Genomic DNA, 1,798 nt, shown 5'->3' with positions numbered 1-1,798 from the left:
CCGCGTCCAGGTGCTGGTCGATCATCCACAGGTGCACGTCATCCATGTTCTTGAACTGCGTGGCCTGGATGGTGTTGAAGGGCAGGCCGTGCTTTTGGCAGATGGCGTAGCGGTTGTGGCCGTCGATGAGCAGGTCGTTCCAGAGCACGAGCGCATCGCGGCAGCCCTCGGCCAGGATGCTGCGCTCCAGCGCGTCGAGTTCATCGGGGGTCAGCGGGTCGATGTAGGCCTTGAGTTCTTCGTTGACGACGATGTCCATGGCAGTGCAGAAATGAGGAATGAAAGAAAAAGGCGCCCGCTCCAGGCCATTGCGGCAATGGACCTGGACGGCCGCCAAGAAGAAAAACTGGAAGCAGGGGCGAAGCCCGCCCTCAGAGCAGGCGCGAGATCAGCGCGCCTTCAGCCGGGCCTTCCAGGGGGATGCGCACGCGCACCGGGTTGCCCTGGGCCACCTGCACGGGCTCGCCGTCGAGGTTGAACATCTTCTCCAGCAGCACCTGGCGGTTGCCCTGGGGGTGGATGATCTCCAGCGTGTCGCCCACCGAGAAGCGGTTCTTGGTCTCCACCTCCGCCATGCCGTCGGCATAGCTGCGCACTTCGCCCACGAAGTGGCTGCGCTGCAGCACCGAGTGGCCGGTCTCGTAGTTCTGGTAGTCCTGCGAGGGACGGCGCTCCAGCAGGCCGCCCGTGTAACCACGGTTGGCCAGGCCTTCGAGTTCGGTGATTAGGTGGGGGTTGAAGGGGCGGCTGGCCACGGCATCGTCGATGGCGCGGCGGTAGACCTGGGCCGTGCGGGCCACGTAGTACAGGCTCTTGGTGCGGCCCTCGATCTTGAGCGAGTCCACGCCGATCTTCACCAGGCGCTCCACATGCTCCACGGCGCGCAGGTCCTTGGAGTTCATGATGTAGGTGCCGTGCTCGTCTTCCATGATGGGCATCAGCTCGCCGGGGCGGCCCTTTTCCTCCAGCAGGTAGACCTGCTCGGCCTTGGGGTGGCGCGCGCCGTCGCCGCAGGTGCTGGTGAACTGGCTGTCGGCCTCCTCGCGGGCCTTCTCGAAGCTGAAGTCCTGCTCCATGGTCTGGGCCAGGGCCTCGCCGGTATTGGGGTCCACCGCCGCGTCATGCGTCTTGTAGTCCCAGCGGCAGGCATTGGTGCAGGTGCCCTGGTTGGGATCGCGCCGGTTGAAGTAGCCCGACAGCAGGCAGCGGCCCGAGTAGGCGATGCACAGCGCGCCGTGCACGAAGACCTCGATCTCCATGTCCGGGCATTCCTGGCGGATCTTCTCGATCTCGTCCAGCGACAGCTCGCGCGACAGGATGATGCGCGAGACGCCGGCCTTCTGCCAGAACTTCACCGTGGCCCAGTTGGTGGTGTTGGCCTGCACCGAGAGATGGACCTCGGTCTCGGGCCACTTTTCCTTGACCATCATGATCAGGCCGGGGTCGGCCATGATCAGCGCGTCGGGCTTGCACTCGATCACGGGCTCGATGTCGCGGATATAGGTGCGCACCTTGTCGTTGTGGGCGATCAGGTTGCTGGTGACGAAGAATTTCTTGCCCCGCGCATGCGCCTCGGAGATGCCCTGGGCGATCTGTTCGAGGCGGAATTCGTTGTTGCGTGCGCGCAGGCTGTAGCGGGGTTGCCCGGCGTAGATGGCGTCGGCGCCAAAGTCGTAGGCCGCGCGCATCTTGTCGAGCGAGCCGGCCGGCAGCAGCAGTTCGGGGGCTTTGAGGGTCATGATCCCCGTATTGTCCTGCATAGCGCTTTCCAACATGGTTCGCTAAGGCTCAGGCGAGC

The 1,798-nt window shown here is 64.6% G+C and carries 1 protein-coding gene and 1 pseudogene; both read right to left on the bottom strand.

Annotation, left to right across the window (positions count from 1 at the left end; translation table 11 throughout):
• Window positions 1–259 (bottom strand): annotated as a pseudogene (locus tag L995_RS11690) (plasmid replication/partition related protein); the annotation flags it as partial.
• A gap of 112 nt (window positions 260–371) precedes the next feature.
• The gene (gene trhP / locus L995_RS11685) at window positions 372–1,760 is read right to left on the bottom strand and encodes a prephenate-dependent tRNA uridine(34) hydroxylase TrhP (RefSeq protein ID WP_047471852.1); all 1,389 of its coding nucleotides are present in this window, start codon (window positions 1,758–1,760) and stop codon (window positions 372–374) included.
• Window positions 1,761–1,798 lie beyond the last annotated feature (38 nt).

Source organism: Delftia sp. ZNC0008 (assembly GCF_000799035.1).
Taxonomy (GTDB): domain Bacteria; phylum Pseudomonadota; class Gammaproteobacteria; order Burkholderiales; family Burkholderiaceae_C; genus Comamonas; species Comamonas tsuruhatensis.
This window is presented reverse-complemented; position numbering and strand designations above follow the sequence as displayed.

Excerpts from the sequence above, each read along its gene's own strand:
- trhP (WP_047471852.1), bottom strand. The coding sequence starts at position 1,760 with ATGCAGGACAATACGGGGATCATGACCCTCAAAGCCCCCGAACTGCTG.